We start from the raw sequence: 24,419 nt of genomic DNA, 5'->3' as shown, positions 1-24,419 counted from the left end.
CCGTCGTCGCCGGCCGATTCACCGGTGCCCGGAAACGACGAGACGCGTGCGGGCGCTGTCCAGCCTGGAGGAGACACCATGACGAACCGCTGTCTGCAGGACCTGCTCGACCAAGCGCGCGAGCTTCAAACCGCGACATCGCAGCGCCGCCGCGACTTCCTCCGGCTGTGCGCGGCCGCCGGCCTCGCGCCGACGCTACTGGCGGCGGGCGCGAAGGATGCGCTGGCCGCGAATCCGAAGGAGATCGTGCTCAGCGCGTGGGGCGGCGAGGCGCGCTCCGCGTTCCGCTCCGCTTACATGGACCCGTTCACGAAGGCGAGCGGGATCAGGATGGGCTACGACTCGTCGCCGGAGGACGGCAAGATCAAGGCGATGGTCGAGAACAGGAACGTGATCTGGGACGTGATGGATCTCGACGGCTTTGCGGCGATCAAGCTCGGCAAGCAGGGGTTCCTGCGGCCGATCGAATATTCGGTCGTCGGCCGCAATGCGTTGCCGGGGCTCGCATCGGATTTCGGCGTGCCGTCGTACCTGCTGAGCTACGTGCTCGTCTACGACGCGCGCAAGTTCGGCGCGAATCCGCCGAGGAACTGGGCCGATTTCTGGAACGTCGGCAAGTTTCCGGGCAAGCGCGGGCTGTGGAAGTGGATGGGCGGCGCGCTCGAGGCCGCGCTGATGGCCGACGGCGTCGACAAGGACAAGGTCTACCCGATCGACGTGCCGCGCGCGCTGAAGAAGCTCAAGGAACTGCGCTCGAACCTGCTGCTGTGGGATTCCGGTGCGGACAGCCTGCAACTGCTGCGCAACGGCGAAGTCAGCATGGCGTGTATCTGGCATACGCGCGCGAACGTGCTGCAGCGCGAAAGCAGCGGGCGGTTCCGCTATACGTGGGAGCAGGGGCTCGCGTCGTGCGACGTGTGGGGCGTGCCGAAGAACAATCCGTCGGGCGACGCCGTCTGGCAGTTCATCAAGTTCGTGCAGGGCGTCGAGCCGCAGGTGCGCCTGCTGTCGCTGCTCGGCAACGGGCCGGTGACGCCGGCCGCGACGGCCGCCGTGCCGCAGGCGCTGCGCGCGGACAATCCCGGCACGCCCGAGAACTGGGCGAAGCAGTGCAAGGTGAATCCCGAGTGGTGGGCGCAGCATTACGAAGCGACGCTCGCGCAGTACACCGACCTGATGTCGTCCTAAGCCGCGGCCTCGTGAGCGTGACGCGATGAATACCCTGTCTTCCCCTGTCGCGGGCGCCGCCCCGCTCGGCCGCGCGAAAGCCGACCGCTACTGGCTGCTCGTCGTGCCGCTGCTCGCGGTGCTGATCGTGCTGTACGTGTATCCGCTCGTGCGCGTGCTGTGGCTCGGCTTCGCGGTACCGGAACCCGGCCTGCACAACTACGCGCGGCTGCTGGAAAACCACGGCGTGCACCGCGTGCTGTGGACGACGCTGCGCGTGTGCGCGGTCACGACCGTGTGCTCGGTCGCGCTCGGCTACGCGATCGCGTATGCGATGGCGCACGTCGGGCCGCGCCAGCGGATGGCGCTGATGTTCGGGCTGCTCGTGCCGTTCTGGGCGTCGGTGCTGGTGCGCGCGTTCTCGTGGCTGTTCCTGCTCGGCGAGCAGGGGCTCGTCAACACGCTGCTGATGCGCATCGGGCTGATCGACGCGCCGCTGCCGCTGATGCGCAACGAGATCGGCGTCGTGATCGGGATGATCCACTTCATGATCCCGTATGCGGTGCTGCCGCTATACGCGAACATGAAAGGCATCGACCCGCAGCTCGCGCGCGCGTCGCAGGGGCTCGGCGCGGGCGCGCTCGTCACGTTCCGCAAGGTGTATTTCCCGCAGACGCGGCCGGGCATCGTCGGCGCGGCGATCCTCGTGTTCATCTTCTCGCTCGGCTTCTACGTGACGCCGGTGATTCTCGGCGGCGGCCGCACGGTGATGATCGCCGAATACATCAGCACGCAGATCCTGCAGCTCATGAACTGGGGCAGCGGGGCGGCGCTCGCGTCGCTGCTGCTCGCGTCGATCCTGGCCGCGCTCGCGCTGCTCGCGCGTTTCGTCGACCTGCGCGAGCTGTTCGGCGCGCGCTGAATCCGACCGGAGGAATCGAAGATGAAGACCAGACTGACGGCCGGACGCGCGCTGGTGATCTGCATCGCATGGGCCGCGATCCTGTTCCTGATGCTGCCGCTGCTCGTGTCGGTGCCCGTGTCGCTGACGCCGAGCGACTACCTGTCGATGCCGGACGGCGCGCTGTCGCTGCGGCACTACCGCGTGCTGCTCGATGACGACGGCTGGGTGTCGAGCTTCCTGCAGAGCGGGCTGATCGCGCTCGTTTCGTCGGCGCTCTCGGTGACGCTCGGCACCTTGTGTGCGATCGGCTTGTGGAAGGTCGCATCGCGGCGCGGCGAGCTCGTGCGCGGCGTGATCCTGTTTCCGCTGATCGTGCCGCCGATCGTGTCGGCGCTCGCGTTCTACCGGCTGTGGGGCGAGCTCGGGATGCTCGACAGCTATCCGGCGGTGATCCTGTCGCATGTCGTGCTGTCGGTGCCTTACGTGGTCGTCGCGGTATCCGCATCGCTCGCGACGGTCGGCCTGCGGATCGAGCAGGCGTCGCGCAGCCTCGGCGCGAACCTGTCGCAGACGCTGCGCTACGTGATCCTGCCGTCGATCCGGCCCGGCGTGCTGTCGGCGGCCGTGTTCGCGTTCATCCTGTCGTGGGACGAACTGGTCGTCACGCTGTTCATTTCGAGCCGGGGCGTCTACACGCTGCCGCGCCGCATGTGGGACGGGATGCGCGAGAACGTCGATCCGGCGATCGCGTCGGTCTCCACGCTGTTGCTGGCCGCCACCTGTGTCGCGATCGGCCTGTCGCTGCTGCGCAGGCGCGCGGCCGGGTCCGTCTGATTTCAACGTTATGTTGCGGAGAAAAAAAGCACCATGAAAGTCCTGATCGTTCACGCCCATCCCGAACCGCAGTCGTTCACGACGTCGATGCTGCACCGCGCGGTGAGCACGCTCGAAGCGCAGGGGCATACCGTGACGGTGTCCGACCTGTACGCAATGCAGTGGAACCCGGTCGCGAGCGCGGCCGATTTCGGCGTGCGGAAGAATCCGGACTATCTCGTCTATGCGCTGGAGCAGCGCGAAAACGTCGCCGCGCACGCGATCGCGCCCGACATCGCCGCCGAACTCGACAAGCTGGTCGCGTGCGATCTGCTGATCCTGAGTTTCCCGCTGTTCTGGTGCTCGATGCCGGCGATCATGAAGGGCTGGGTCGACCGCGTGCTCGTGTCGGGCAAGGTATACGGCGGCGCGCGCTTCTACGATCGCGGCGGGATGCGCGGCAAGCGCGCGCTGCTCGCCTATACGTGCGGCGGCCGCGACTACATGTTCGGCGCGGACGGCGTGCACGGCGAGATGGACCTGATGCTGCGCCACGTGCTGCGCGGCACGCTCGGCTATGCGGGTTTCGACGTGCTGCCGTCGTTCGTCGGCTATCACGTGCCGTATATCGGCGACGCCGAGCGCGCGGCCGTGCTCGAACGGTACGACGCCTACCTGGCGCAGCTCGACCGGCTCGAGCCGATGGCGTTTCCGACGCTCGACGATTTCGACGGCGACATGCGGCCACGCGAACGTGCGCCGCAGGAAGCCGCGCAGGACTGAACGATTCGATTCCGGGGGATGAATGAGCATCAAGGTACTGGTGGCAGTGAAGCGGGTGGTCGATTACAACGTGAAGGTCCGCGTGAAGTCGGACAACACGGGTGTCGACATCGCGAACGTGAAGATGTCGATGAACCCGTTCGACGAAATCGCCGTTGAGGAAGCCGTGCGCCTGAAGGAAGCGGGCGTCGCGACCGAAGTGATCGCCGTGTCGGTGGGCGTCACGCAGGCGCAGGAAACGCTGCGCACGACGTTGGCGATCGGCGCGGATCGAGCAATCCTCGTCGAGTCGAACGACAGCGTCGAGCCGCTGGCCGTCGCGAAGATCCTGAAGGCGCTGGTCGACCGGGAGCAGCCTTCGCTCGTGATCCTCGGCAAGCAGGCGATCGACGACGATTCGAACCAGACGGGCCAGATGCTGGCCGCGCTGGCAGGCCTGCCGCAAGCGACGTTCGCGTCGAAGGTGGTGATCGCCGACGGCCGCGCGACGGTTGCGCGCGAAGTCGACGGCGGCGCGGAAACGCTGTCGCTTCAACTGCCTGCCGCGGTCACCACGGACCTGCGCCTGAACGAGCCGCGCTACGTGACGCTGCCGAACATCATGAAGGCGAAGAAGAAGCCGCTGGAAATCGTGAAGCCGGAAGACCTGGGCGTGGATGTGACGCCGCGTCTGAAGACGCTGAAGGTGGTCGAGCCGCCGAAGCGCGCAGCCGGCGTGAAGGTGCCGGACGTGAAGACGCTGGTCGAGAGGCTGAAGACCGAAGCCAAGGTGCTGTAAGAGGGAGCGCAAAGAAATGACGATTCTGGTAATTGCAGAGTACGACGCCCCGAAGGAAGCCCCCTTGGGGGGCAACGCGTCGATCAAGGCGGCGACGCTGAACACGATTGCAGCGGCGGCCGAGATTGGCAAGTTCGTCGGTGGTGACATTCACGTGCTGATCGCGGGCCACAACGCGCAAGCGGCTGCAGACACAGCAGCAAAGATCGCGGGTGTTGCGAAGGTGCTGCTGGCCGACGCGCCGCAACTGGCCGAAGGCCTGGCCGAGAACATCGAAGCGACGGTAATGAACATCGCGAAGGATTACTCGCACATCCTCGCGCCGGCGACGGCCTACGGCAAGAACATCGCGCCGCGTATCGCCGCGAAGCTGGATGTCGCACAGATCTCCGAGATCACGGCGGTTGTTTCGGCTGATACGTTCGAGCGCCCGATCTACGCCGGCAACGCAATCGCGACGGTGCAGTCGAGCGACCCGGTCAAGGTCGTCACGGTGCGTGCGACGGGTTTCGATCCGGTTGCGGCCGAAGGCGGCAGCGCAGCGATCGAGAAGATCGAAGCAGCGGCCGATGCCGGCGTGTCGCGGTTCGTGAGCCGTGAAGTGACGAAGCTGGACCGTCCGGAACTCACCAGCGCGAACATCATCGTGTCGGGCGGCCGCGGTCTGGGCAGCGGCGAGAACTATACGAAGGTGCTGGAGCCGCTGGCCGACAAGCTGTCGGCCGCACTGGGCGCATCGCGCGCGGCAGTCGACGCCGGCTACGTGCCGAACGATTACCAGGTCGGCCAGACCGGCAAGATCGTCGCGCCGCAGCTTTACATCGCGGTCGGCATCTCGGGTGCGATCCAGCATCTCGCCGGCATGAAGGATTCGAAGGTGATCGTCGCGATCAACAAGGATCCGGAAGCGCCGATCTTCAGCGTGGCCGACTACGGCCTCGTCGGCGACCTGTTCTCGACGGTCCCCGAACTCCACGCCGAACTCGGCTGACGGCGAACCGCAATCGCGATGCCATTGCGCCTCTCATCCACCCGACCGCATCCGAGTGCGAACGATGACCCTGACGTCGAGCGACGTGCTGCTGTTCCTGACGGGCCTGCTGACGCTGTTCTGTCCGCCCGTCGCGATCCCGATGTACGCGGCGGTCACCGGGCATTTCCCGGACACAACGCAGCGGCAGATCGCGTTCAGGCTGTTCGCGTGGATCGCGACGCTGATGGTCGGCGCGGTATGGGGCGGGCAGTTCCTGCTGCGCATGCTCGGCCTGACGCTCGGCGCATTGACGCTGACGGGCGGCCTCGTGCTGTGCCTGTGGTCGATCCCGATGATGCGCGGGACGGCGAACGACGAGCGCAGCGGCGGCGACACGCGGCTCGAGTATGCGCAATGGCGCAACTACATCGCGGTGCCGCTGATCTTCCCGCTGTCGATCGGCAGCGCGGTGATGTCGCTCGTGATCACGACCGCGACGCGCTTCCATACGCCGGCCGACCTGCTGGCATTGAGCGCCGCCTGCGTGCTGCATGCCTGCGTGATCGGGCTCACGTATGCGTGCTCGGCGTCGTGGTGCCGCCGGCTCGGCGAGATCGGTCGGACGCTGGTCGAGCGCTTGTCCGGCATCGTGCTGACCGCGATCGCGTTCCAGATGCTCGCGCAGGGTGTCCGCGAACTGTTGCCGGGGCTCGCGCATTGACGGCAGCGGCCGGCGTACGATCCTGAAACCTGTCCTGAACCATGGAACCCTTATGAAAACAGTAGGCATGTACCTCGTCGACCTGCTCGCCGCCTACGGCGTCGATACGGTGTTCGGCATTCCCGGCGTGCATACGATCGAGCTGTACCGCGGCCTGGCCGGCAGCGCGCTGCGTCACGTGAGCGCGCGCCACGAGCAGGGCCTCGGCTTCATGGCGGACGGCTATGCGCGCGCGACCGGCAAGCCCGGCGTGTGTTTCGTGATCACCGGGCCCGGCATGACCAACATCGCGACGTCGATGGCGCAGGCCTATGCGGATTCGATTCCGATGCTGGTCATCTCGAGCGTCAACGCGTCCGGCGACATCGGTTCGGGCAACGGCCATCTGCACGAATTGCCGGACCAGCATGCATTCGCGGAAAACGTCGCCACGTTCAGCTACACGGTGCCGCGCGCCGACGCGCTGCCGCAGGCGATCGCGCGCGCATTCGCGGTGTTTTCGGGCGGCCGCCCGCGCCCCGTGCATATCCAGATTCCCCTCGACGTGCTCGCGGCGCCGGCCGCTGCATTGCCGCCCGTGCCGGCCGCGCCGCCGCGCATCGCGCCGGGCCCCGCGTCGGCCCACGGCATCGACGCATTCCGCGCGAAGGCGGTTGCCGCGCGCGCGCCGCTGATCCTCGCGGGCGGCGGCGCGCTCGACGCGGCCGACGACGTGCGCTGGCTCGCGGAAACGCTCGACGCGCCGGTCGTGATGACGATCAACGGGCGCGGTGTGCTGCCGCCCGCGCATCCGCTCGGCATCGCGTGGTCGGCGTCGAGCGACGCGGTGCGCGCGCTGATGCGCGACAGCGACCTGATCGTTGCGCTCGGCACCGAGTTGGGGCCGACCGACTACGATCTGTACGCGACGCGCAGCTTCGCGATGCCCGCGCCGCTTGTGCGGATCGACATCGATCCGCAGCAGTTGTGCCGCAACGCGGTGCCCGCGCTGCCGCTGCTCGGCGACGTCGGCGAAACCGTGCGCGCACTCCGGCGCATCTGGCCGGCCGATGCGCCCGCGCGCACGGACGGCGACGGCATCGAACGCGCGGCGAGGTGCCGCGCGGCGGCGCAGCAGGAACTGAACGACGAGATGCGGCGCGACCTCGCGCTGCTCGACAGCGTGCGCGACGCGTTGCCCGATGCGGCGATCGTCGGCGATTCGACGCGCATCGTCTACGCGGGCAACGTCGGTTTCGCGGCGCCGCGCCCGCGCAGCTGGTTCAACGCGTCGGTGGGATTCGGCTCGCTCGGCTACGGGCTGCCGGCCGCCGTGGGCGCGAGCATCGGCGACGCGTCGCGTCCGGTCGTCTGCGTGGCCGGCGACGGCGGGTTCCAGTACACGCTCGCGGAGCTCGGCACCGCGGTGGAGCATCGCGCGCGCGTGATCGTCGTGCTGCTGAACAACGGCGGGTACGGGGAGATCAAGCGCGCGATGGTCGACGGCGGCGTCGAGCCGGTCGGCGTGGATCTGCACACGCCGGATTTCGTCGCGATCGCGCGCGCGTACGGATGGGGCGCGCAGCGGGTCGAAGAGGGGACATCGCTGGCCGGTGCGCTGAGCGAAGCGGCTGCCCACGACGCGCCGTACCTGATCGAGATCCGCGCGGCCTGAAAGCGCGAACGGCCTCGCGGTGCGAGGCCGTCGTTCCTGCCGCCGGTTGCCCGGCGGCGCTTGCGCGCGTTATGCCCGTTATGCCCGCTTGCGGGCCGTCTTCGGCGGCGGGAGGAACGTATCGACGACGCGCAGGCAGCTCGTCAGCGCGTCTTCCGCGGTGAACGACGTCGGGTCGCGCGCCAGCTCCAGCCAGAAGCCGTCGATCACGGCCGTCAGCGTCAGTGCGGCGAGATCGCTGTCGACGGTGCTGCCGCGCACTTCCGCGATCTGGTCGAACAGCTTCTTCAACGCTTGCCGGTAGCCGCTGTACAACTCCTTGTGCGCCTTGCGGATCACCGGGTCGCTGTGCGCGACGCTCCAGAAGCCGAGCCATACCTTCACGTTCTTCGGCGCGAACACCGGCGCGGCGAAACACACCTTGATGATCGCATCGAGCTTTTCCTCGGGGCCTGTCGCGTTCGCGGCGGCCGCGCGCGACACGTCGAGCAGGTCGGTCGCGAGCCGCTTGTAGGTCTGCGCCATCAGTTCGTCTTTCGACTGGAAATGATGATTGATCAGCCCGCGCGATACCTTCGCTTCCGCGCAGATGCGGTCGATCGTGGTCTCGGAATAGCTGTAGCGCGCGATACAGCGCATCGTCGCGTCGATGATCGATTGCTGACGTACCGCGGGTGTTTCTCTGATGCCGCGGCTGCGTGCCTGAACCGGTGCCGTGCCAGGAGTCTTTTTCACGTGTTGACCTTACGGAATCGTCATGGAACCGATTATAGGGGAGTGCCGGACGCTTGTTCAATTACGGTAGTGAAAGCGTCGCGAAACCCGCGAAAACCCTTGCTCCGGATTTTTTTAAAACTGTTGAACCACTGTTCAACAGAGCCTATACTCGACTCCGCATGAGGTTGGTCGGCCATTCAACAAGACGCCGCGATCCCGCGCGGGACGGGCGTGAGAATTCGACACAGGAGACAGCATGTTGGCGCGGGTGGAGAGCGTGAAAGCGAACGTCGAGGAACGCGTGCAGGTGGAAGATCTGCACAAGCGGTTCGGCGAACTGGAAGTGTTGAAGGGCGTGTCGCTGAGCGCGCACGAAGGCGAGGTGATCTCGCTGATCGGCGCGAGCGGATCGGGCAAGAGCACGCTGCTACGCTGCATCAACCTGCTCGAGACGCCGACCCGGGGGCGCATCGTCGTCGACGGCGAGGAGATCGGGCTGAAGGTCGACCGCAAGGGGCGCACGGTGCCGACCGATCCGCGCCAGGTCGAGCGGATCCGCACGCGGCTCGGCATGGTGTTCCAGAGCTTCAACCTGTGGGCGCACCGCACGGTGCTCGAGAACGTGATCGAGATGCCCGTGCACGTGCTGCGCGAACCGCGCGCCGAAGCGATCGCGCGCGCCGAGCAACTGCTCGAACGCGTCGGCCTGGCCGACAAGCGCAACGTCTATCCGGCCTTCCTGTCCGGCGGCCAGCAACAGCGCGTCGCGATCGCGCGTGCGCTGGCGATGCGGCCGAAAGTCATGCTGTTCGACGAGCCGACTTCCGCGCTCGATCCCGAGCGCGTCGGCGAAGTGCTGAAGGTGATCCGCGATCTCGCGTGCGAAGGCCGCACGATGATTCTCGTCACGCACGAGATGGCGTTCGCGCGCGACGTGTCGAACAAGGTGCTGTTCCTGCACCAGGGGCGCGTCGAGGAGAGCGGCACGCCGGCGGAAATCTTCGACGCGCCGCAGAGCGAACGCTGCCGCCAGTTCGTCAACGCGCACCGGCAGCACCACTGAACCACGGGAGCCGCCCGCGAGCGCGCGGGCCGGCCCGCCCGATCCGTATCTTTCCTGCAAGGAGTCCGACCATGAAACGCGTCGTACGCAGTCTGCTGTGCCTGTTCAGTCTCGTCGTCGCGGCGCTCGCGCCGCTCGGTTCCGCGCATGCGTCGTCGGGCGTGCTCCGCTTCGGCGTCGCCGCCGAACCGTATCCGCCGTTCCTGATGAAGAGTCCGACCGGGCAGTGGAGCGGTTTCGAGGCCGACCTGATCCGCGCGTTGTGCGACCAGATGAAGGCGAAGTGCGAGATCAAGGAAGTCGCGTGGGACGGCATCATCCCGGCATTGCTCAGCGACAAGATCGACGTGATCTTCAACTCGATGTCGATCACGCCGGAACGCCAGAAGGTGATCGCGTTCTCGCGGCCGTACTACGAGACGCCGGGCACCTTCGTCGGCGCGAAGAACACGAAGCTCACGCTGACGCCCGACGGCCTGAAGGGCAAGGTGATCGGCGTGCAGGGTTCCACCGCGAACGCCGAGTTCATCAAGATGGCGTACGGCAAGAGCGCGACGGTGCGCCTGTACAACACGCAGGACGACTGCAACGCGGACCTCGTCGCGGGCCGGATCGACACGATATATCTCGACCAGCTCGGCATCCTCGATTTCCTGAAGTCGAAGGATGGCTCGACGTTCGAGCTGAAGGGCCCCGGCAGCGTGAAGATGGATCCGGCGATCTTCGGCTACGGCGTCGGCGCGGGGATGCGCAAGGCCGATGCGCCGCTGAAGCAGCAGATGGACCAGGCGCTCGAACAACTGCATGCGTCGGGCAAGTACGCGCAGATCGCGAAGAAGTATTTCCCGATCGACCTCTGGCCGCACTGATCGCGCGGATACGGGAATACCGGCACACGAGCGCAAGCACGGACGAGGAGGCGGCATGGACGGTTGGGGATGGGTGCGCTACCTGGGCATGGACCCGGACGGCTGGGGCGTCGCGCTGCTGCAGGGCGCGGGCGTGACGCTCGAGATTTCGCTCGGCGCGTTCGTCGTCGGCATCGTGCTCGGGTTGCTGGGTGCCGCCGCGAAGCTGTCCGGCGTGCGTGTGCTCGAACGGATCGCACAAGCCTACACGACGCTGTGCCGCGCGGTGCCCGAACTGCTGCTGATCCTGCTGCTCTACTACGCGGGCACCGACGCGATCAACCTGCTGATGACGGCGATCGGCATCGGGCCGGTCGCGGTCAACGGTTTCGCGGCGGCGGTGATCGTGCTCGGCATCGTGCAGGGCGCGTACGCGGCGGAGATCATCCGCGGCGCGATCCTCGCGATCCCGTACGGGCAGATCGATGCCGGCCGCGCGTTCGGCGCGCGGCCGGCGCTCGTGTTCCGGCGCGTGACGCTGCCCGCGATGGCGCCGTACGCGCTGGCGGGCTTCGCGAACCTGTGGCTGATCCTCGTGAAGGACAGCGCGCTGATCAGCGTGGTCGGCTACAGCGAGCTGCTCTACACCGCGAAGCAGGCGGCCGGCTCGACGCGCGAGTACCTGCACTACTACCTGATGGTGGCGGCCGTGTATTTCGCGATCACGTCGCTGTCCGGCGTGCTGTTCCGCGAAATCGAGCGCCGCTTCGGCCGCTGGATGCCGGCATCGTGAGCCGCGCCGCGCTTTCCCGCACGCCTTCCCACTCACTTTCCCATCGAACCGGATCGACGTCATGGATCTGAGCGTACTGTCCTCCTACGGGGCGCTGCTGCTGCTCGGCGTGCTGACCACCGTCAAGCTGCTCGTCATCTCGGCCGTATTCGGCTTCGGGCTCGCGATCGCCGTCGCGTTCGCGCGACTGTCGCCGAACCCGGTCGTCGCGCGCGTCAGCAAGGGTTTCACCGAGGTGATACGCGGCACGCCGCTGCTCGTGCAGATCTACCTGATCTACTACGGCGTCGGCTCGCTGTTCGCGGGCTGGCCCGCGCTGCGCGACAGCGTGTTTTGGCCGTTCCTGCGCGACGGCTTCTGGTATGTCGCGTTCGCGCTCGTGATCAGCGTCGGCGCGTATGTCGGCGAGGTGCTGCGCGCGGGCCTGCGCGGCGTGCCGAAGGGCGAGATCGAGGCCGCGCGCGCGATGGGGATGCGCCCGTCGATGATCGCGCGCCGCGTGTGGCTGCCGCGTGCGATCCAGATCCTGCTGCCGACGCTGGCCGGCGAGACCGTGATGCTGCTGAAATCGACGGCGCTCGCGTCGACGGTCGCGGTGATGGACGTGCTCGGCGCCGCGAACTACATTCGCGCGCAGACGCTGCGGACCTACGAGCCGCTGCTGGCGATCGCGGTGATCTATGTCGCGCTCGCGTTCGTGATCGAGCGCGCGTTCGGCCGGCTCGAGCGGCGCGTGCCCGTGCGCATGCCGCGCTGAATGAACCCACTGACGGCGCGGCGGCCGGGCGAGCGCCGCGCGATGGAGGACGCATGAACTATTCGAAGCTGGTCGATCGCCTGCAGGGCAAGCGCACGACCGCATGGGACATTCACTACGCGGCGCAGCAGGCCGTCGCCGCTGGCGAGCCGGCGATCATCCTGAGCGTCGGCGATCCCGATTTCGCGACGCCCGACGTGATCGTCGAGCGCGCGGTCGCCGCGCTGCGCGGCGGCGACACGCACTACAGCGAAGTGCGCGGCCGTGCCGAACTGCGCGCGGCGATCGCGCGCGAGCACGCGCAAGCGTCGGGGCAGGCGGTCGGCCCCGAGCACGTGATCGTGACGGCCGGCGCGCAGAACGCGCTGTTCGCGATGGCGATGTGCCTGTGCGAGGCGGGCGACGAGGTGATCGTGCCGGAGCCGATGTACCTCACCTACGAGGCGAGCGTGCGTGCGTCGGGCGCGACGCTCGTGCCGGTGCCGGTCGATGCGTCGCGCGGCTTTCATCTCGACTTCGATGCGCTCGAAGCGGCCGTGACGCCGCGCACGAAGGCGATTTTCCTTGCGACGCCATGCAACCCGACCGGCGTCGTGATGCCGCGTACCGACCTCGAACGGATCGCGCGGCTCGCATGCGAGCGCGATCTGTGGGTCGTGTCCGACGAGGTGTATGCGGCGCTGACGTTCGAGCGCGACATGGTCAGCATCGCGTCGCTGCCGGGGATGGCCGAGCGCACGGTGACGCTCGGCAGCCTGTCGAAATCGCATGCGATGCCGGGCTGGCGGGTCGGCTGGGCAATCGGCCCGACGGAACTGATCGAGCATGCGGAGCGGCTCGCGCTGTGCATGCTGTACGGGCTGCCGGGCTTCATCCAGCAGGCGGCCGTCACCGCGCTCGACAACCGGGCCGCGATCGTCGCGGACATGCGCGAACTCTACCGGCGCCGCCGCGATCTCGCGTACGCGCGCCTGCGCGACGTGCCGGGGCTGCGCTGCCTGCTGCCGGAGGCGGGGATGTTCATGATGGTCGACGTGCGCGGCACCGGGCTGGACGCGCATGCATTCACGTGGGGGCTGTTCCGCGCGAAGCAGGTCGCGCTGCTCGACGCGAGCGCGTTCGGCGACAGCGCGTCGGGCTTCGTGCGCTTCGGCTTCGTCGTCGACGACGCGCGACTGACCGACGCGTGCGAGCGCATCGCCGCCTTCGTCGCAAGTCTCGGCGCTGGTTCGCATTCGTCGTCGTGAATCGTCGTGAATGACGCACCGGTCCTGAAGGAGGAAAGACGATGATCGAAATGCTGACCTGGCAGGTGCCGGGCGACAACTGGCAGCCGCTCGCGATCCGCGCGTGGCGGCTGTCGGCCGGCGACGGGCCGCGCGTGCACCTGCAGGCCGGCGTGCATGCGGACGAGATCGCGGGCATGCTCGTGCTGGACCGACTGCTGCCGCAACTGTGCGCGGCGCACGATCGCGGCGTGCTGCGCGGCACGGTGACGGTCGTGCCGCAGGCCAACCCGCTCGGGCTCGCGCAGTTCCGGCAGGGGCGGCTGCTGGGCCGCTTCCACGAAACGACGCACCGCAATTTCAACCGGCATTTCCACGAATCGGCGGCGATGCGCCGGCCCGCGACGACATTCGCCGCGTGGCAGCGCACGCTGCTTGCCGCCGCGTGCGACGCCGACATCGTGCTCGATCTCCATACCGATTCCGAGGCGCTGCCGTACGTGTACCTGCATCGCGACCTGTGGCCGGCCGGCCGCGACCTCGCGGCGGCGCTCGGTGCCGATGTCGCGATCCTGTGGGACGAGGACGACGACGGCGCGTTCGAAGGCGCCGTCGCCGCGCACTGGGCGCGCGACGGCGGCCTGCGCGACCGGCTCGTCGCGACCGTCGAACTGCGCGGGCAGTCCGACGTGTCGGACGCGCTCGCCGAGCGCGACGCCGACGGCGTGCTCGCGTTCCTGCGCGGCCGCGGCGTGATCGCGGAATTGCCCGGCATGCCCGACTGGCACGGCGAAGCCGTGCCGATCGCGCACATGGAGACGGTGATCGCGCCCGTGTCGGGCGTGCTCGTCTACGAACGCGAACTCGGCGCGACGGTCGAGGCCGGCGAGCGCGTCGCGCGGATCGTCGCGCATCCGGGCGTGCCCGGCAGCGAGCATGTGCTGGTCGCGCCGCAGGCCGGGCGCATCGTCACGCGCAACCGCGAGCGGCTGATCGCGCAGGGCGACGTCGCGTTGAAGCTGACGGGTTCGCGGCCGTCGGCCGGCTGGTCGGGCGGCGCGCTCGATCCGTGAACGACGACGCGGGCCGGCGCGGGCCCGCGCATCGCATCCGGTATTTTCCGCATGAAGGGGCGCAAACGAATCGACTCGCGCGATAATGCGCAAACGTTTTACCGTTATTCAATAAAATCGATTTGGCGGAACACGAATAAAACAATGAATATCCGCTACTCCGCCGATTCTGCAAACTCCGCAGCCTTTCTGGCGTGGACGGCCAGAGGTTAACGGCAAACCCGCAAAAAACTTTAGCGTTTTCACGTCGCAATTAATCATTCCAATTTCCTCAATGATCGATTGATTAACGGTCATCGGACAGTCATACACCATCCCCGATAATTCGGCGCTCATATTCTTTCAATAGACCAAACGGCGATCGAAGCCGGATCGCTGCGGGGAGCTGGACTCATGACCATCCGTCATCGCATTACGCTGCTAGTCGTCCTGACGTTCTTCGCGCTGTCCGCGATCGGCATCTATGCCGTGTACCAGACGCGCAAGAGCGCGTCCGAGGTGCGCCAGGTTACCCAGGGAATCGTGCCGAGCGCGCTCGCGTCGGCGGATCTCGTCGCCGATGTGAAGAACATCCAGATCGCGACGATGACGCTCGTCTACGCGCCCGACGCGAACACTGCCGCGCAGGCGCGCGACGAGCTGAAGGCGAAGCAGGCCGCGCTGCGCGCCGCGCTCGACGGGCAGGCGAAATCGGCGGTCGGCCACGCGCAGGAAGGCCTCGTCACGCAGGCGAAGGACAGCGCCGCGAACTATTTCGAGGCGATCGACGACACCGTGAAGATGAAGGCGGACGGCAAGACCGAGATGGCACAGGCCTACCTGTTCGCGAACGTCGCGCAGTATCGCGACGAGCTCGAAAGCATCGTCGACACGCTGCGCGTCGAGAAGAACCGCCAGAAGGACGACGCGATCAGCGCGCTGAACGGGATGCTCGCGACGACGGCGACCGCGATCGCGGGCGTCGCCGGCACGGTGATCGTGCTGCTGACCGCGCTCGGCTTCGTGCTGTATCGCCAGATCACGCGCCCGCTGATCGGGATGCAGACGATGATGAGCGAGATCGCGACGAGCCAGGATTTCACGCGCCGCGTGCCGGTGGGCCGGATGGACGAGATCGGCCATTCGATCGTCGCGTTCAACGGGATGATCGAGAAGATCCAGGAGAACGCCGCACAGCTCAAGCAGAAGACGGCGGACATCCAGGCGATGCTGCAGAACATGCAGCAGGGGATCCTGACCGTCGTCGAAGGCGGCATCGTGCATGCGGAATATTCGGCGTACCTCGAAACCATCTTCGAGACGAACGACATCGCCGGCCGCGACCTGATGGCGCTCGTGTTCGACGATTCGGCGATCGGCGCCGACGCGCGCTCGCAGGTCGACGCCGCCGTGCACGCGTGCCTCGGCGAAGACAGCATGAACTTCGAGTTCAACGCCCACCTGCTCGTCAACGAAGTCGCGAAGCGGATGCCGGACGGCCGCGAGAAATGGCTCGACCTGAGCTGGTCGGCGATCACCGACGAGACCGATACGGTCGTGCGCCTGATGCTGTGCGTGCGCGACGTGACGGAGATTCGCGAGCTGACCGCGCAGGCCGGCGAGCAGCAGCGCCGCCTCGAGATGATCGGCGAGATTCTGTCGATCAGCCAGGACAAGTTCCACGACTTCGTGCACAGCGCGAAGGGCTTCCTCAGCGAGAACGAGCGGATGATCCGCCAGCACGAGCGTGCCGATCACTCGATCGTCGCGGCGCTGTTCCGCAACATGCACACGATCAAGGGCAATGCGCGCACGTACAGCCTGCAGCACCTGACGAACATCGTCCACGAAGCGGAGCAGGCGTACGAATCGCTGCGCCGTGCGGACGGCGGCCCCGAGTGGAACCGCGATGCGCTGATGGACGACCTGGCGCGCGTGCGCGAGGCCGTCGACCGCTATGCGACGATCAACGCGGTCACGCTCGGCCGCAGCGGCGCACCGGCGCAGGGCGGCGCGGATTACCTGATGGTCGAACGCGCGCATATCAGCGAGAGCCTGCGCGTGCTCGACGGTGCCGATCCGGCGAACGCGGCCGACTGGCAGGCGGCCCGCGATTCGGTGCGCCGCATGCTGAGCCAGCTCGGCACGCAGGGCATCGGCGATGCGCTCGGCGGCGTGATCGAGTCGCTGCCGTCGCTTGCCGCCGAACTCGGCAAGCCGGCGCCCGTCGTGCATATCGACAGCCACGGCCATCGCGTGCGCAGCGAGATCGGCGCGACGCTGAAGAACGTGTTCATGCACCTGCTGCGCAATTCGATCGACCACGGGATCGAGTCGTCCGAAGAGCGGCGCGCGGCCGGCAAGGCGGCGTCCGGCACGATCGACATCGCGGTCGGCGTGGGCGGCGGCGAACTGTGGTTCGTGCTCGGCGACGACGGCCGCGGCCTCGCGCTCGACCGGATTCGCGGCATCGCGCGCGAGCGCGGCTGGATCGATGCCGACAACGAAGCGATGCTGTCCGACGACGCGGTGGCCGAGCTGATCTTCCGGCCGGGCTTCTCGACCGCGCAAGCGGTGACCGAAGTGTCGGGGCGCGGCGTCGGCATGGACGCGGTGCGCAACTTCCTGAAGCGCGACGGCGGCGATATCGCGCTGCGCTTCACCGACGATCGCGTCGGCGCGCCGTATCGCGCATTCGAGACGATCGTGTCGCTGCCGGCGCGTTTCGCGGCGGACGGTGCCGGTCACGGCGCCGCGCACGAGCGCACGCGCATCGCGGACGTCGGCGCAGCGGAGTGACGGCGTGATCGAGCAGGCGTGGATGACCCAGATCGCCGCCGCGCTGGCGGGCGGCTTCGTCGTCGCGGTGGCGGCGGCGGTCGTGTTTCGCGTGACGCGCAAGCGGCTCGTCGCGGCGATGGAACGCGACGCGCACGCGTTGCGCAGCGCGCTCGACGCGGCCGACGCGAGGGCGGCAGAAGCGGCGTCGGCACATGCCGAAGCAGCGGACGCATGGGCGCAACGCGAGGCACAGCTCGAGGATGCGCTGGCGCGCGAGGCGTCAGCGACCGGCACGCAGCGCGACGCGCTGCAGGCGCTGTCGGCCGACCGCGCCGCGCTCGCGCAGCATGCGATGAAGATCGCCGACGAAGCCGCGCGCCTGCGCGGGCTCGCCGGCACGTTCGAGCGCTGGCACGAGCAGATGATCTCGCTGACCACGCAGAACCAGGACATGCGCTCGAAGAACCAGGAACTGTCGGCGATCGTCGCGCATGTGTCGATCGTGTCGCTGAACGCGTCGATCGAGGCGGCACGTGCGGGCACGGCCGGGCGCGGTTTCTCGATCGTCGCGAGCGAGGTGCGCGGGCTGGCCGCGCGTTCGCAGCAACTGTCGAACAGCTATCGCGACAGCCTGAACCGCAACGATCTCGTGACGGCCGCGACGTTTCAGGACATCCAGGCCGGCGGCAAGATGATCACGGCCGCGCTTGCGACCGTCGAGACGCTGGCCGGGCAACTGCACACACGGATCGAAGGAGAGGCGGCGTGATCAGCGCGCAGGCGAAGGCCGGCTTCGAGCGGATCTTTTTCGATGCGGCGCGCACGCGGCTCGCGTCCGGCGGCGCGTGCGACATCCGGCCGTCGGCCGGCGATGCGCACGATCACGCGCACGCGAAGTCGCGATCGAAACCGAAGGTGCCCGAGCACGTCGCGGTGCTGACGATCTCGGCACTGCATTTCCGCCTGCTGCTCGCGCTGCGCTTCAGCGACGACGATGCGACGCGCCGCCATTTCGCCGGTGCGACGGCGGGCACGGGCAGCCAGCGGCCGCTGCCCGAGGCGTTCATGGAAGTCGCGAACCTGTGCTGCGGCGCGATCAACCAGGCGCTGACCGCGCCGTTTCCCGATCTCGGGATGTCGACGCCTTACCTGCTGAGCGGCGCGAGCATCGACTACCTGCCCGCGCTCGCGCCCGATCACGTGGCCGCATACGACCTGACGCTCGACGGCGACGTGCGGGTCGGCGCGACGCTGTGCGTGTGCGCGAACGCGCGGGTCGATTTCCATGTGCCGGAAACGGCCGCGGTGGACACCGGCGGCGAGCTCGAACTTTTCTGACCGACCATTAGGAACCCTTGGCATGACCGAAGACCAACCCGTCAGCAAGGTGCTCGTGCTCGACGACAGCCGCGCGCACGCCGATGCGATCAAGCGTTTCTGCGACGAGCACAACCTGGTCTGCCTGACCGTGCGGCGCAGCCGGCTGCTGAAGGTGCTGCGCTCGAACATCGATCTCGGCGCGATCCTGCTCGCCGAGGATTACGGCGGCTCGCCGGCCGAAAGCGCGATCATCGCGACGCAGATCGATGCGCTGCGGCCCGAGCTGCCGATCATCCTGCGCCGCGAGTCGCTCGCGTCGCGCGACGGGTTGCCCGACGCGCTTGCGCGGGTGGCGTGCGCGGCCTACGTCGCGGACGACATGACGCCGCTCAAGCAAGCGATCGACGAATACCTGTTCGGCCGCGACTACCCGAACGCGCTCGTGCGCGGCATCTCGGAGATTACCGAGGCGCGCATCGACAGCCTGTTCCCGGGCATGACGATCGAGCACGACACGCCGTGCATCGTCCGCGACCAGATCATCTTCGGCGAAGTGTTCAGCCTGATCGCGCTCGAAAGCGCGTGGTGCCGCGGCTACATGCTGCTGCAGACGCGCGAGCAGCCGCTGCTCGACATGATCGGCGGCACGCGCGACGACGGCCGTGCGCCGGATTTCCGCGACGTGAACAGCGTGCTCGGCGAGCTGACCAACCTCGTGTGGGGGGCGTTCAAGAACCGCTATCTCGGCGACGCCGAGGCGCTGGCGCGCCATCCGGTGCAGGTGCCGCTCGTCGTCAATCACAAGCAGAAGTTCATCTCGTTCGGCGGCGACTGTCCGCAGCTCTGCTTCAAGTACCGGATGACCGATCCCGCGTCGGGGCGGTCCGTCTGTCTCGACCAGCGTTTCGTGTTCAGCCTGAGCTGGTCGCCGGAGGATTTCCGCGAATCGGTGCAGGACGTGGGGCCGATGGTCGAATCGGGTGAACTCGAACTGTTTTGAATGTTGAAGTCAGCAACAAGGAAAGGGGAATACGACATGGCAAGGATTCTGGTGGTCGACGATTCGGGCACGGTGCGCGACGAGGTCGCGGGCTTCCTGCGCAATCACGGGCTCGACGTCGCGACGGCCGTCGACGGCAAGGACGGGCTCGCGAAGCTCAAGGCGACGCCCGGCGTGCGCCTCGTGATCAGCGACGTGAACATGCCGAACATGGACGGCTTGACGATGGTCGAGAAGATCCGCGGCGAACTGGCGAACACGGCGGTCAACGTCGTGATGCTGACGACCGAAAGCAGCCCGGCGATGAAGGAGCGCGGCAAGGCGGCCGGCGTGAAGGGCTGGATCGTGAAGCCGTTCAAGGGCGACGCGGTGCTGGACGCGCTGAAGAAGCTCGCGGGCTGACGCGCATCGAGCTGGAGCGGGCCCGATACCGGTCCCGCGTTCAACGCTGCGGTTCGGGTAGCGCGCGCAATTTACAGCGCACCGAGATGTCCGTATCCTGCCGGATGCCGAGGGCGGCGTGCCTGCGCGTCATGCGCATCACGCCCGGCATCCATGACAATCAGGAACGGAAATTCCAATGAAAATCAAAATCGATCAGACGGCGCTCGCGCGCGGCGCATGCGTGGCGCTGGTGGCCGCGCTGATGGTCGGATGCGCAAGCACCGGGCAGCAGGCTAGACAGCAAGCCGCCGCCGACAGCGGTTCGTCGTACACGTGCAACCGCACGCAGGCCGACGGGCTGGCGTCGGCCGGGAAGGGTCCCAACGGCTGCTATTTCGTGCTGCACGATCCCGCGACGAAACAGGTGCTGCCGAATACGCGCTATGCGTTCGCGCTTTACACGAGCGCGGCCCATGACAACAAGGAAATCGAATTCGAAGGCGTAACCGATGCGCAAGGGCGCACGGCCTACGTGCGTTCCGCCGCGCCGATCGACACGGCGCGCATGGTGCTCGTCCGCATGGTCGGCGACGGCCCGACCGGGCGTATTCCGGTGCTGGTCCGGCCGACGGACGGCAAGCGCATCCCGTTCGCGGCTTACAAGGTCACGGGCTGCAACGGCCCGTACGAAGGGGTAACCGACGAAACGGGGCGCGGCGTGATGTACCGCTGCAAGACACAGTCGACGATCGACGTGTCGTTCTATCAGTCACGCCCGTAGGGCTGGCGAGATGGCGCCCGAATCCGCCCGCGCGGCCGCGCAGCACACGGAGATGCTGATCGCGAAGGGCGTGGTGTTCACCGTGGTGGGCACGTGCATGCTGATCGGCGTCGTCATGTACGCGCAATCGACGCGCGAATTCCTGCGGACGTCGGTCGTCGTGCCGGGCCGCGTCGTCAAGCTGAACGCAGGCCCGCATCATCCGGAGATCGCGTTCACGACGCTCGCGGGCGAGCATGTCGAATACCCGCAGGGCGGCGACGTCAGCGTGCAGGACGGCGCGGCGGTCGAGGTGCGCTACGCACCGGAGGCGCCCGCGATGACCGCGCGGATGAATACGTTCGGCGCGATCTGGGGCAGCGTGGTGACCTTCGGCATCATGGGCGCCGTCTTTTTCGTCGCCGGCGTCGGGCACCTGTGGTCGGGCGTGCGCGCATGGCGCAGCGTGCGGAACCCGGTAGCGCGCTGAATCGGTAGCCCGTTCGTTACCGGCCCGAGGGCGCGGCGGACGAGAATTCGTCGACGACGGCCTCGATCACGGCTTGCACGCGTGCGGTCTTGTAGAGATCGGCATGCGCGACGAGCCACACGTCGAAATGATTGCATCGTCGAGGCATGAGGCGTACCAGTTCCGGCTCGGCTTCGGCGCGGAAGCACGGCAGCTCCGCGATGCCGAGCCCCGCAAGCGCGGCCTCGACCAGCATCATCGTCGACGATGTCTGGAACATCACGCGGCCGCGCGACGTCGGTTCGCCGCACAGCGCATCCCACATCGTCGGCATCACCGGCTGCTGGTACATCACGAGATCGTGTCCTTCGAACGCATGGCCCGGCGTCGGTTCGCCGCGTTCGGCCAGATAACGGCGCGATGCGTAGATGCCGGTTTCGAGATGCCCGAGCCGCCGGACGATCAGGTCCGGCGATTCCGGCCGCAACGTGCGAATCGCGAGATCCGCTTCGCGACGCGTGAGATTGGCGATTTCCGCGGACGTCACGCATGCGACGTCGATTCCCGCGTGCCGGCGCCGCAGGTTGGCGATGGCCGGAATCACGAAACGCTTGCCGAGCGAGTCGGTCGTGGCGATGCGCACGGATCCGGCAAGCTGCTCGTCGAGCCCCATCACGCGTCGCTCGATGGTGAGCGACGCCCGTTCCATCGTTTCGGCGGGTTCGAGCAGCGCTTCGCCGGCAGTCGTCAGCACATAGAGGGCCGGTGTTCGGAGAAACAGGCGGGCCGAGAGTTCGTCTTCGAGCGCGGCGATCCGACGCCCTACCGTCGCCTGATCGACGTTCAGTTGTGCCGCGGCGCCGCGAAGCGTGCCGGTACGCGCGAGGGCCAGGAAGAAGCGGGCGTTGTCCCAGTTCATGCGGGTCGGCAGTGTCATCGGGCAGGTGGCGACGGGGAGTGGTGATGCATATCTGCATCAGGAAAATGCGAAATTACCACTTTTCTGCATCGCGTGCAGTTCCTAGACTCCGGAAATCTGCCCGGAGGTTTCATGCCCGATTGCAATCCTGTTTCCGTTCCCGTATCGCTGCCGGCAGCGTGCCGCCCGACGGCCCGCGAACGCCGCTTCACGCTTGCGCTGGTCGCGATCGGAATGTTCATGGCGGTACTCGATACGACGATCGTCAACGTTGCGCTGCCCGCGATGCGCGCGAGTCTCGGCGCGACGGTCGCGGAGCTCGCGTGGATCGTCGACGCGTACACGCTCAGCTTCGCCGCGCTGATTCTCGCGGGCGGCACGCTGTCCGACCGGTTCGGCGCCAAGCACGTCTACCTCGCGGGACTGGCGCTGTTCGTCGCTGCATCGGCGGGATGCGGCTTCGCGCCTTCCGTGGCGATCCTCGTGGCCGCGCGATTCGTGCAGGGCATGGGTGCCGCGCTCTTTTTACCCGCGTCTCTCGCGGTCGTGCGCAGCACCTTCGACGTGCCTGCCGAGCGGGCGCGGGCGATTGCGGTATGGGCGGGCATCGCGTCGGTTGCGGTGGCCGTGGGGCCGGTGCTGGGCGGCATCCTCGTGGACGATTTCGGCTGGCGCAGCGCGTTCCTGATCAACGTGCCGACCGGCGCGGTCGCCTTTGCAGGAGCAGCGATGCTCGTTCGGGCGTCGGTCGCGCGGCATGCGCGCCACTTCGATTGGGCCGGCCAGTGCGTCGCTGCGATGGCGCTCGGCGCGCTGTGCTTTGCCGTGATCGAATTGCCCACGCTCGGCCCGGGTGCGGCGGAAGTCCGGTGTGCGCTTCTGGTCGCCGGGCTCGCTGCCGGCGCGCTGATCGTCATCGAGCGGCGTGCGCGCGATCCGATGGTTCCGCTGGCGTGGTTTCGCAATCGCACCTTCGTCGCGATGAACCTGATGGGCAGCCTTGTCTATGTCGGCTACTTCGGCTTGCTGTTCGTCCTGAGCCTGTACCTGCACGGGCGCTTCGGCATGAGTGCGCGGCAGACGGGGCTGACGCTGTTGCCGTTCGCGCTGAGTTTGTCGCTCGGCAACGTGTTGTCCGGAAAATTGCAGGGCCGCGTGCACCCGGTCCGGCTGATGGCGAACGGTCTCGGGATGGCGGCGCTGGCCGTTCCGGCACTCGCGGCCGCACTTACGCTGAGTGCGCCCTGGCCCGTGGCCTGGGCGGCGATGGCCGCATTCGGCACCGGGACCGCGCTGTCCGTGGCGCCGATGATCGCGACCGTACTCGAACAGGTGCCCGCCGACGCGGCAGGGGTGGCGTCGGGGTTCCTCAATGCGGCGAGACAGGCAGGAAGCCTGTTCGGCGTGGCCATCGCCAGCGCCGCGACGATACTGTTGCCGAATCCGACCGCCGCGCTGTGGGCGGTCGCGGCGGTCGGTTGCGTCGCGTTTGCGACGGCTGCCCTTGCCGCGCGGACGGCAGGCACGGCGAAGACTGCGCGCCGGCGGCGCTGACGCGCGAATCGCCCGGTCGCGCGGTGGCACGGTGGCACGCGGCACCGTGCATGCCATGCGTCCGCTCGACTGGACGCCGCGCGGAATGTGGAGGACCATTTCATCGGTATGCCGCGAACGCGCGTGCGCCATCGCCGCCCGTTCGTGCCGCATCGAATCCTGCCGAAACCCGTCGAGCGGAACATCATGGAACCCGATCAAGAGACTGCCGAGCCGATCCTGTTGCGCGAGGTGCGCGACGGCGTCGTCACGCTGCGGCTGAACCGGCCGCAGCAGTTCAACGCGTTGTCCGAAGCGATGCTCGCGAGCCTGCACGACGCGTTCGGTGCGCTGGCGGCTGATCCGCACGTGCGCTGCGTCGTGCTGGCCGCGCAAGGCAACGCGTTCTGCGCGGGCCACGACCTGCGGCAGATGCGCGGCAAGCCGGAACTCGACTACTACCGCTCGCTGTTCGCGCAGTGCAGCCGCGTGATGCTCGCGATGCGCGCATTGCCGGTGCCGGTGATCGCGCGCGTGCACGGCATCGCGACGGCGGCCGGCTGCCAGCTCGTCGCCGCGTGCGACCTCGCCATCGCGGCCGATACCGCGCGTTTCGCGGTATCGGGCATCAACGTCGGGCTGTTCTGTTCGACACCGGCCGTCGCATTGAGCCGCAACGTCGCGGTGAAGCGCGCGTTCGACATGCTCGTGACCGGGCGCTTCGTCGATGCGCCGACGGCCGCCGCGTGGGGGCTCGTCAACGAGGCCGTGCCGGAGGACGCGCTCGACGCGGCCGTCGCGCGCAAGGTCGAGGAGATCGTCGCGAAGAGCCCGGCCGCGGTGCGCTACGGCAAGCAGATGTTCTACCGCCAGCGCGAGTTGCCGCTCGACGAAGCGTATGCGTATGCGGGCGACGTGATGGCGCGCAACATGATGGAAGAGGATGCGGGCGAAGGGATCGACGCGTTCCTCGAGAAGCGGAAGCCGACGTGGCGTTCGTAGGG

At 67.7% G+C, this 24,419-nt stretch carries 25 protein-coding genes; 23 read left to right on the top strand and 2 right to left on the bottom strand.

Features of this window, described 5'->3' with window-relative positions:
- The first annotated feature begins 78 nt into the window (after positions 1-78).
- From JYG32_RS22520 to JYG32_RS22485, 8 genes are all read left to right on the top strand, one after another.
- Positions 79-1,188 (top strand): ABC transporter substrate-binding protein, encoded by a 1,110-nt coding sequence (locus JYG32_RS22520; protein ID WP_213267028.1) that lies wholly within the window; start codon positions 79-81, stop codon positions 1,186-1,188.
- Between the two features lie 25 nt (positions 1,189-1,213).
- Positions 1,214-2,089, top strand: a complete 876-nt coding sequence (locus JYG32_RS22515; protein WP_174383916.1) for an ABC transporter permease — start codon at positions 1,214-1,216, stop codon at positions 2,087-2,089.
- A gap of 21 nt (positions 2,090-2,110) precedes the next feature.
- Complete coding sequence (locus JYG32_RS22510) at positions 2,111-2,905, top strand: ABC transporter permease (protein WP_213267027.1); 795 nt, start codon at positions 2,111-2,113, stop codon at positions 2,903-2,905.
- 33 nt (positions 2,906-2,938) lie between these two features.
- Positions 2,939-3,667 carry an NAD(P)H-dependent oxidoreductase gene (locus JYG32_RS22505; RefSeq protein WP_213267026.1) on the top strand — a complete coding sequence of 243 codons (729 nt, stop codon included), beginning with the start codon at positions 2,939-2,941 and terminating at the stop codon, positions 3,665-3,667.
- Positions 3,668-3,695: 28 nt separating this feature from the next.
- The gene (locus JYG32_RS22500) at positions 3,696-4,445 is read left to right on the top strand and encodes an electron transfer flavoprotein subunit beta/FixA family protein (protein WP_213267448.1); all 750 of its coding nucleotides are present in this window, start codon (positions 3,696-3,698) and stop codon (positions 4,443-4,445) included.
- Between the two features lie 16 nt (positions 4,446-4,461).
- Positions 4,462-5,436, top strand: coding sequence for an electron transfer flavoprotein subunit alpha/FixB family protein (locus JYG32_RS22495; protein WP_213267025.1), 975 nt, complete (start codon positions 4,462-4,464; stop codon positions 5,434-5,436).
- 64 nt (positions 5,437-5,500) lie between these two features.
- A complete protein-coding gene (locus tag JYG32_RS22490) occupies positions 5,501-6,139 on the top strand; it encodes a MarC family protein (protein ID WP_213267024.1) in 639 nt (212 codons plus the stop codon).
- Positions 6,140-6,191: 52 nt separating this feature from the next.
- Positions 6,192-7,793, top strand: coding sequence for a 5-guanidino-2-oxopentanoate decarboxylase (locus tag JYG32_RS22485; protein WP_213267023.1), 1,602 nt, complete (start codon positions 6,192-6,194; stop codon positions 7,791-7,793).
- 78 nt (positions 7,794-7,871) lie between these two features.
- Here JYG32_RS22485 and JYG32_RS22480 read toward each other — a convergent pair whose 3' ends face one another.
- Positions 7,872-8,528 (bottom strand): TetR family transcriptional regulator C-terminal domain-containing protein, encoded by a 657-nt coding sequence (locus JYG32_RS22480; protein ID WP_249744846.1) that lies wholly within the window; start codon positions 8,526-8,528, stop codon positions 7,872-7,874.
- Positions 8,529-8,766: 238 nt separating this feature from the next.
- On the opposite strand from JYG32_RS22480, the gene JYG32_RS22475 reads away from it, so the two are divergent.
- The 13 genes from JYG32_RS22475 (at position 8,767) to JYG32_RS22415 (ending at position 20,984) form a co-directional block, all read left to right on the top strand.
- Entirely contained in the window at positions 8,767-9,573 is an 807-nt protein-coding gene (locus JYG32_RS22475; RefSeq protein WP_174384232.1) for an ABC transporter ATP-binding protein, read from the top strand.
- A 71-nt stretch (positions 9,574-9,644) separates the two neighbouring features.
- The gene (locus JYG32_RS22470; RefSeq protein WP_213267022.1) at positions 9,645-10,442 is read left to right on the top strand and encodes a transporter substrate-binding domain-containing protein; all 798 of its coding nucleotides are present in this window, start codon (positions 9,645-9,647) and stop codon (positions 10,440-10,442) included.
- Between the two features lie 55 nt (positions 10,443-10,497).
- Entirely contained in the window at positions 10,498-11,214 is a 717-nt protein-coding gene (locus JYG32_RS22465) for an ABC transporter permease (protein WP_213267021.1), read from the top strand.
- Between the two features lie 61 nt (positions 11,215-11,275).
- Positions 11,276-11,971 carry an ABC transporter permease gene (locus JYG32_RS22460; protein ID WP_213267020.1) on the top strand — a complete coding sequence of 232 codons (696 nt, stop codon included), beginning with the start codon at positions 11,276-11,278 and terminating at the stop codon, positions 11,969-11,971.
- Between the two features lie 53 nt (positions 11,972-12,024).
- On the top strand, positions 12,025-13,218 hold the full coding sequence (locus tag JYG32_RS22455; RefSeq protein ID WP_213267019.1) for a pyridoxal phosphate-dependent aminotransferase: 1,194 nt from the start codon (positions 12,025-12,027) through the stop codon (positions 13,216-13,218).
- 41 nt (positions 13,219-13,259) lie between these two features.
- Positions 13,260-14,270 carry a succinylglutamate desuccinylase/aspartoacylase domain-containing protein gene (locus JYG32_RS22450; protein ID WP_213267018.1) on the top strand — a complete coding sequence of 337 codons (1,011 nt, stop codon included), beginning with the start codon at positions 13,260-13,262 and terminating at the stop codon, positions 14,268-14,270.
- A 393-nt stretch (positions 14,271-14,663) separates the two neighbouring features.
- Complete coding sequence (locus JYG32_RS22445) at positions 14,664-17,048, top strand: MCP four helix bundle domain-containing protein (RefSeq protein ID WP_213267017.1); 2,385 nt, start codon at positions 14,664-14,666, stop codon at positions 17,046-17,048.
- Positions 17,049-17,070: 22 nt separating this feature from the next.
- Entirely contained in the window at positions 17,071-17,799 is a 729-nt protein-coding gene (locus tag JYG32_RS39475) for a methyl-accepting chemotaxis protein (protein WP_213267016.1), read from the top strand.
- On the top strand, positions 17,796-18,368 hold the full coding sequence (locus JYG32_RS22435; RefSeq protein ID WP_213267015.1) for a hypothetical protein: 573 nt from the start codon (positions 17,796-17,798) through the stop codon (positions 18,366-18,368). Before JYG32_RS39475 ends, JYG32_RS22435 begins: the two co-directional genes overlap by 4 nt.
- A 22-nt stretch (positions 18,369-18,390) precedes the next feature.
- Positions 18,391-19,350, top strand: a complete 960-nt coding sequence (locus tag JYG32_RS22430; protein WP_213267014.1) for a chemotaxis protein CheX — start codon at positions 18,391-18,393, stop codon at positions 19,348-19,350.
- Positions 19,351-19,386: 36 nt separating this feature from the next.
- Positions 19,387-19,752, top strand: a complete 366-nt coding sequence (locus tag JYG32_RS22425; protein WP_174381015.1) for a response regulator — start codon at positions 19,387-19,389, stop codon at positions 19,750-19,752.
- Positions 19,753-19,930: 178 nt separating this feature from the next.
- Positions 19,931-20,515: a hypothetical protein gene (locus tag JYG32_RS22420; protein ID WP_213267013.1), complete on the top strand. Its 585-nt coding sequence runs from the start codon at positions 19,931-19,933 to the stop codon at positions 20,513-20,515.
- A gap of 10 nt (positions 20,516-20,525) precedes the next feature.
- Positions 20,526-20,984, top strand: coding sequence for a DUF3592 domain-containing protein (locus tag JYG32_RS22415; protein WP_213267012.1), 459 nt, complete (start codon positions 20,526-20,528; stop codon positions 20,982-20,984).
- Positions 20,985-21,000: 16 nt separating this feature from the next.
- On the opposite strand, the gene JYG32_RS22410 is transcribed toward JYG32_RS22415, so the two are convergent.
- A complete protein-coding gene (locus JYG32_RS22410) occupies positions 21,001-21,882 on the bottom strand; it encodes a LysR family transcriptional regulator (RefSeq protein ID WP_174381021.1) in 882 nt (293 codons plus the stop codon).
- 132 nt (positions 21,883-22,014) lie between these two features.
- Here JYG32_RS22410 and JYG32_RS22405 point away from each other — a divergent pair, with 132 nt between their 5' ends.
- Both JYG32_RS22405 and JYG32_RS22400 read left to right on the top strand, forming a co-directional pair.
- Complete coding sequence (locus JYG32_RS22405; protein ID WP_174381012.1) at positions 22,015-23,436, top strand: MFS transporter; 1,422 nt, start codon at positions 22,015-22,017, stop codon at positions 23,434-23,436.
- 186 nt (positions 23,437-23,622) lie between these two features.
- The gene (locus JYG32_RS22400; RefSeq protein WP_213267011.1) at positions 23,623-24,417 is read left to right on the top strand and encodes an enoyl-CoA hydratase; all 795 of its coding nucleotides are present in this window, start codon (positions 23,623-23,625) and stop codon (positions 24,415-24,417) included.
- Positions 24,418-24,419: the final 2 nt, after the last annotated feature.

The organism is Burkholderia pyrrocinia, assembly GCF_018417535.1.
In the GTDB taxonomy this organism is placed as follows: domain Bacteria; phylum Pseudomonadota; class Gammaproteobacteria; order Burkholderiales; family Burkholderiaceae; genus Burkholderia; species Burkholderia pyrrocinia_E.
Note: the sequence above shows the minus strand (reverse complement) of the source record. Positions and strands in the feature narration are given on the sequence as shown.

What these genes read in the sequence shown, in the direction of transcription:
- JYG32_RS22520 (WP_213267028.1), top strand. Translation starts at nt 79, where the DNA reads ATGACGAACCGCTGTCTGCAGGACCTGCTCGACCAAGCGCGCGAGCTT.
- JYG32_RS22515 (WP_174383916.1), top strand. Translation starts at nt 1,214, where the DNA reads ATGAATACCCTGTCTTCCCCTGTCGCGGGCGCCGCCCCGCTCGGCCGC.
- JYG32_RS22510 (WP_213267027.1), top strand. Translation starts at nt 2,111, where the DNA reads ATGAAGACCAGACTGACGGCCGGACGCGCGCTGGTGATCTGCATCGCA.
- JYG32_RS22505 (WP_213267026.1), top strand. Translation starts at nt 2,939, where the DNA reads ATGAAAGTCCTGATCGTTCACGCCCATCCCGAACCGCAGTCGTTCACG.
- JYG32_RS22495 (WP_213267025.1), top strand. Translation starts at nt 4,462, where the DNA reads ATGACGATTCTGGTAATTGCAGAGTACGACGCCCCGAAGGAAGCCCCC.
- JYG32_RS22490 (WP_213267024.1), top strand. Translation starts at nt 5,501, where the DNA reads ATGACCCTGACGTCGAGCGACGTGCTGCTGTTCCTGACGGGCCTGCTG.
- JYG32_RS22485 (WP_213267023.1), top strand. Translation starts at nt 6,192, where the DNA reads ATGAAAACAGTAGGCATGTACCTCGTCGACCTGCTCGCCGCCTACGGC.
- JYG32_RS22475 (WP_174384232.1), top strand. Translation starts at nt 8,767, where the DNA reads ATGTTGGCGCGGGTGGAGAGCGTGAAAGCGAACGTCGAGGAACGCGTG.
- JYG32_RS22470 (WP_213267022.1), top strand. Translation starts at nt 9,645, where the DNA reads ATGAAACGCGTCGTACGCAGTCTGCTGTGCCTGTTCAGTCTCGTCGTC.
- JYG32_RS22465 (WP_213267021.1), top strand. Translation starts at nt 10,498, where the DNA reads ATGGACGGTTGGGGATGGGTGCGCTACCTGGGCATGGACCCGGACGGC.
- JYG32_RS22460 (WP_213267020.1), top strand. Translation starts at nt 11,276, where the DNA reads ATGGATCTGAGCGTACTGTCCTCCTACGGGGCGCTGCTGCTGCTCGGC.
- JYG32_RS22455 (WP_213267019.1), top strand. Translation starts at nt 12,025, where the DNA reads ATGAACTATTCGAAGCTGGTCGATCGCCTGCAGGGCAAGCGCACGACC.
- JYG32_RS22450 (WP_213267018.1), top strand. Translation starts at nt 13,260, where the DNA reads ATGATCGAAATGCTGACCTGGCAGGTGCCGGGCGACAACTGGCAGCCG.
- JYG32_RS22445 (WP_213267017.1), top strand. Translation starts at nt 14,664, where the DNA reads ATGACCATCCGTCATCGCATTACGCTGCTAGTCGTCCTGACGTTCTTC.
- JYG32_RS39475 (WP_213267016.1), top strand. Translation starts at nt 17,071, where the DNA reads ATGACCCAGATCGCCGCCGCGCTGGCGGGCGGCTTCGTCGTCGCGGTG.
- JYG32_RS22430 (WP_213267014.1), top strand. Translation starts at nt 18,391, where the DNA reads ATGACCGAAGACCAACCCGTCAGCAAGGTGCTCGTGCTCGACGACAGC.
- JYG32_RS22425 (WP_174381015.1), top strand. Translation starts at nt 19,387, where the DNA reads ATGGCAAGGATTCTGGTGGTCGACGATTCGGGCACGGTGCGCGACGAG.
- JYG32_RS22420 (WP_213267013.1), top strand. Translation starts at nt 19,931, where the DNA reads ATGAAAATCAAAATCGATCAGACGGCGCTCGCGCGCGGCGCATGCGTG.
- JYG32_RS22415 (WP_213267012.1), top strand. Translation starts at nt 20,526, where the DNA reads ATGGCGCCCGAATCCGCCCGCGCGGCCGCGCAGCACACGGAGATGCTG.
- JYG32_RS22410 (WP_174381021.1), bottom strand. Translation starts at nt 21,882, where the DNA reads ATGAACTGGGACAACGCCCGCTTCTTCCTGGCCCTCGCGCGTACCGGC.
- JYG32_RS22405 (WP_174381012.1), top strand. Translation starts at nt 22,015, where the DNA reads ATGCCCGATTGCAATCCTGTTTCCGTTCCCGTATCGCTGCCGGCAGCG.
- JYG32_RS22400 (WP_213267011.1), top strand. Translation starts at nt 23,623, where the DNA reads ATGGAACCCGATCAAGAGACTGCCGAGCCGATCCTGTTGCGCGAGGTG.